The following is a 4,425-nucleotide window of genomic DNA, read 5'->3' on the forward strand; positions in this document are numbered from 1 at the left end:
GTTCTTCGCTGTTCTCGCAGCGAAGCCGGCGTCCGAAATACGGATGCCAACGATAATGGACTTCGACCTCCTGCCCAACATGGGCAGAATGACCCCGAGATGGTCTGTGGCCTGATGGCGCGCTCGACGGTGTTGGAGTCGATTTCGATGCGGCCGTCGGTGAGGAAGCGCTCCAGCGCGGCACGCCGGCCGAGCGCATAGCGGATCGCCTCGGCGGGCTGCGATTTTCCCGACAGCTTCGGCAGCTCCTTTTCCCACAGCGCAAAGAGAGCGGCAACGACGGCGGCGGATTTCTCCTGACGCGCAGTTATCCGTACTGCCGGGTCCTGGCCGCGTACGGCCTCCTCGGCGGCCCACAGTGGGGCCATCTGCGCCACCGTCTGCGAGGCGATAATGGAGGAGCCTGCGGCATGCAGTTCGTAGAACTTGCGCCGCACGTGCGACCAGCACGCCGCCAGCGTCACGCCGTCATTGCCCCGATCGGATCGGGCCAGCCGGATATAGGCGGCGTATCCGTCGACTTGCAGGATGCCGCGATAGCCGTCCAGATGACGGGCGACACATTCGCCGGCGCGGCTGTCCTCGAAGCGATAGACAACAATGGGCGGTCCACTGCCGCCAAAGGGCCGATCATCGCGGACATAGGTCCAGAGGTAGGCCGTCTTGGCCTTGCCAGATCCCGGCGCCAGCGTTGGCAGCGTGGTCTCATCGGCAAAGACCCGCTCACCCTGCTTGATGCGGGTCAGTGCGTAATCGGCGAGCGGCTCGAGCTCGAAGCCGAGCTTGCCCATCCACTGCGCCATCTGTGACCGGTCGATCTTGACCTGATTGCGGGCATAGATCGCTTCCTGGCGGTAGAGCGGCAGGCCATCGGCGTATTTCGACACCGCGATCTGCGCCAGCAGCGCTTCGGTCGGAATGCCGCTTTCGATGATGCGGGCGGGCGCGGCTGCCTGGATGACGCCGTCCCAACCCTTGTAGGCATATTTGGGGCGACGCGTAACGATCACCCGGAACTTCGCCGGGGTGACATCGAGCCGTTCGGAGACGTCCTCGCCGATCAGGATCTTTTCCAGCGCTTCGCAGCCAGCAGGCGTTTCGGGCTCGATGACCACCTCGACCCGTTCGAGATGGGCCGCAAAGCCTTTGCGAGGACGCGGAGCGCGCTTCGCTTTCGAGCCGCCCGCAGACTTCTCCATCTGCGCTTGGATGGCCGCCACGCCGGTTTCGATCTCGTCGAAGACCAGCGCATACTGCTCCTCGCTCAGCGCACCGGCCCGCAACCTTTCGGAGCGGCTGCCGAAGCGCGCCCGCTCCAGCATCTTCACCACCGCCGTCAGTCGTGCGATCCGCTCCTCGGCGCTCTTGTTGACCAACTCGAGATGCGTATTGTGGGCTTCGAGATCGGCATTACGCTCTTCCAGACCGGCGGCTTTTTCGGCCATGGCAACAACCATCGCCTTGAGCGCGTCAACGTCGTCCGGGAGCGCGAGATCGGGTGCCGACATGGCCAAAATCAGAGCATATTCGCGGGCAATTTTCCCGCGTTTTCAGCTCCGTGATTCATCATGCCGCAGGGTTTTACCCATCCGATTGCGGCCGCCTGACGGTCTCCGTTCGAACCCGTTTCCAGTCCATTCCGTCAACCGAAGGCATCCAGGAATATCCCTGCTGGTGAGTCTGACGAATCATCGGGTGAGCTGATCCGGGTTATGGACCCACATCATCCGCTTTACAGGCGATCCTTCCGCGTGATCCGGAGAGTGGCGCATGGAGGCGGCAACTTTCCACCATCATATGAAGTCGATCATCGTGATGGATCAACATTGCTGATCGCGGTGGCAGCAACGCAGAAGTATGTAGAGGACACGAATCAGAGTAAATTGAGCGTCGAGGCGGTTCGGGATCTTGTCGCGGTGGCGGAATATCTCGAAGGTCATGACCATAGACCCCAAGAGCCTGTGGGCGACGCTGCCACCAGCTTTGCGGCGTCAAATCCTCGACGACGTCGCCGCGGTTCTGGCGGAGGTGGCTCGTGAAGTCCGAACTGGTCAAGCCAACCCATCTGGCGCGCAGAGCGGTTGTTTACGTCCGACAGTCGACGCCACACCAGGTAGTGAGCAACCAAGAGAGCCTGCGGCTGCAGTACGCGCTTCGCCAACGCGCTCGCGAACTCGGCTGGCATGATGCCGACATCGATGTCATCGATGCCGATCTCGGCTTGAGCGCAGCCTCCGCTGCAAAACGGAGCGGCTTTAAGGAACTTGTCGGACGGGTTGGCCTCAGCGAGATCGGGTTGATCCTCGACGTGACGCGGCTTGCTCGCAACTGTTCCGATTGGTACCCGCTCCTGGATATCTGCGGCGTGCGCGGCTGCCTCATTGCCGATCGCGATGGCGTCTATGATCCCGGCAGCGCCAATGGCCGCCTGCTTCTCGGCCTGAAGGGAACAATCTCAGAGCTTGAGCTGCATACGATCCGCAGCCGTCTGACCGCGGGTCTGCTTGCCAAGGCCGAGCGCGGCGAGCTTGCCCTCACGCTGCCGGTCGGCTTGGTGCGTGATCCAAGCGGGGTAGTTGTCAAAGATCCGGATCTCGCTGTTCAGGGACGGCTTGAGCTTGTATTCGAGACATTCCTGAAGTTCCGCACCATCGCCAAGGTCATGCGTGTGCTGAACGATCGTGGCCTGGCTCTGCCGCGCCGCGACTGGCACGGCGAACCGCGCTGGGCACGAGCGACAGTCTCGGCGGTGGCGGCGATCCTGAAGAATCCCGCTTATGTCGGTGCTTTCGTCTATGGACGAACCCGCCTTCGTGCCGCCACGGGTGAAGGCGGTCCGCCGGGAAAGGTGGCGCGGCCAATCGATGAATGGCGGATCGTCGTGAAGGGCCGGTATCCACCCTACATCGACTGGCCAACCTATGAGAAGATCCGCGACATCGTACGAGACAACCGGGCCGAATACATGCGCATCAAAACGAGAGGTGCTCCTCGCAACGGCGAACTTCTCCTGCATGGCATCGCCTGGTGTGGGCGATGCGGCCACAAGATGTACGTTCGCTACAAGGGTGGCGGAGAGTATGTGTGCAATCACCTGCGCTCCCACACGGGCTTGCCGGCATGCCAGCACATCCGTGCTTCACGTGTGGATGCCGCCGTCGCCGACGCATTCTTGACGGCGCTGGCGCCCGCCGAGATTGATGCGCTGTCGCGGGCGCGACGGACACAGCAGCAGGTCGACAAGGCCTTACGCACGAGCGCGGAGCGTGAGCTTGAGCGCAAGCGCTATGCTGCGGCGCTGGCAGAGCGGCAGTTCAACCGCGTCGATCCCGACAATCGTCTTGTCGCCGGCGAACTCGAGCGTCGGTGGGAAGTTGCGTTGAGCGAAGTCCGTGCTGCCGAGGAAGCGCTTGCCCGGCAAGCTTCGGCCGAGCCCGTTACGCAAATGGCGTTGGGCAGGGCCCTCAACAGCAAGGTCGTCATCCTGTCCGGCCGCCTGCCGCAGATCTGGGCGAACGACGCCACGACGGATGCTCATCGCAAGGCGCTATTGCGGTGCCTGATCGAAAAGGTCGTTCTCGATCGCGGCGAGCACGACGTTGCTCTGGTCAGGATCATCTGGCGAGGCGGCGCAGTGACTGAACTTGACGTGAAGATGAGGGTCAACTCCATCACCAAGCTCACCCATGGTCAGGAAATGCGCGCCCGTCTGGTCGATCTCGCGAGAGCTGGCATGCCTGATTATGAGATTGCCACCCTTCTCACCCGGGAGGGGCACCGCTCGCCCAATTGCGCCGACAAGGTCTTGCCGATCACGGTGCAGCGGATCCGGCTCGGTGCCGGGATCAGGATAACGACGCAGCGCAACCGCTGGACCCACGAGTCCACTTCGCTCAGCGCCACACAATTGGCCGCACGACTGAACATCCCCGTCAATTGGATCTATGTGCAGATCAGGCAGAAGCGCCTCCTGATCGACCGTCAGCTGACCGGAGCCTACCTGTTCCAAAACTCCCCTTCCGTGATCAATGCGGTCCGCGACCTCCGCAACCACACCATCAGCCACCTTGATCTGAGAATCATTCAGCCTCACCAGGAGGGGCATCAACATGCGTGATCGACCAGAGCCATGAGCTGAGCATGATTGAGCTGGACCCGGTGGTGGCCGATCCGCGGCCAGCAGAACTTCGCCTCATCCAGCCGCTTGGCATAAAGACACACGCCGCTGCCGTCCCACCAGACGATCTTGATCCTGTCCGCTCTTTTGGCGCGGAATACATAAAGTGCGCCGTTATGCGGTTATGTGGCGCGCCACATAACCATTCTTATGCGTCGGGCGAGATTATGTGGCGGAGCCTTCCTGGTGCCAGCCTAGGCCCGCCGGTCCGGATTTTTCCGCCACATAATATTTAGATGCTGTTCAGC

2 protein-coding genes and 1 pseudogene are annotated in these 4,425 nt (G+C 62.0%); 1 reads left to right on the forward strand and 2 read right to left on the reverse strand.

All coding sequences use genetic code 11. The features are described from left to right. Positions 1-1,508 (reverse strand): IS66 family transposase (gene tnpC, locus NKH23_RS34245; RefSeq protein WP_353036756.1); only part of this gene is annotated, 1,508 nt, incomplete at its 3' end. A gap of 527 nt (positions 1,509-2,035) precedes the next feature. Here tnpC and NKH23_RS34250 point away from each other — a divergent pair. Further along, positions 2,036-4,117 carry a recombinase family protein gene (locus tag NKH23_RS34250; RefSeq protein WP_353036758.1) on the forward strand — a complete coding sequence of 694 codons (2,082 nt, stop codon included), beginning with the start codon at positions 2,036-2,038 and terminating at the stop codon, positions 4,115-4,117. On the opposite strand, the pseudogene tnpB reads toward NKH23_RS34250, so the two are convergent. Continuing rightward, positions 4,105-4,287 (reverse strand): annotated as a pseudogene (gene tnpB / locus NKH23_RS34255) (IS66 family insertion sequence element accessory protein TnpB); the annotation flags it as partial. The gene NKH23_RS34250 and the pseudogene tnpB overlap by 13 nt on opposite strands. Positions 4,288-4,425: the final 138 nt, after the last annotated feature.

The sequence above is a fragment of the Mesorhizobium sp. M1328 genome, from assembly GCF_040318075.1.
Taxonomy (GTDB): Bacteria; Pseudomonadota; Alphaproteobacteria; order Rhizobiales; family Rhizobiaceae; genus Mesorhizobium.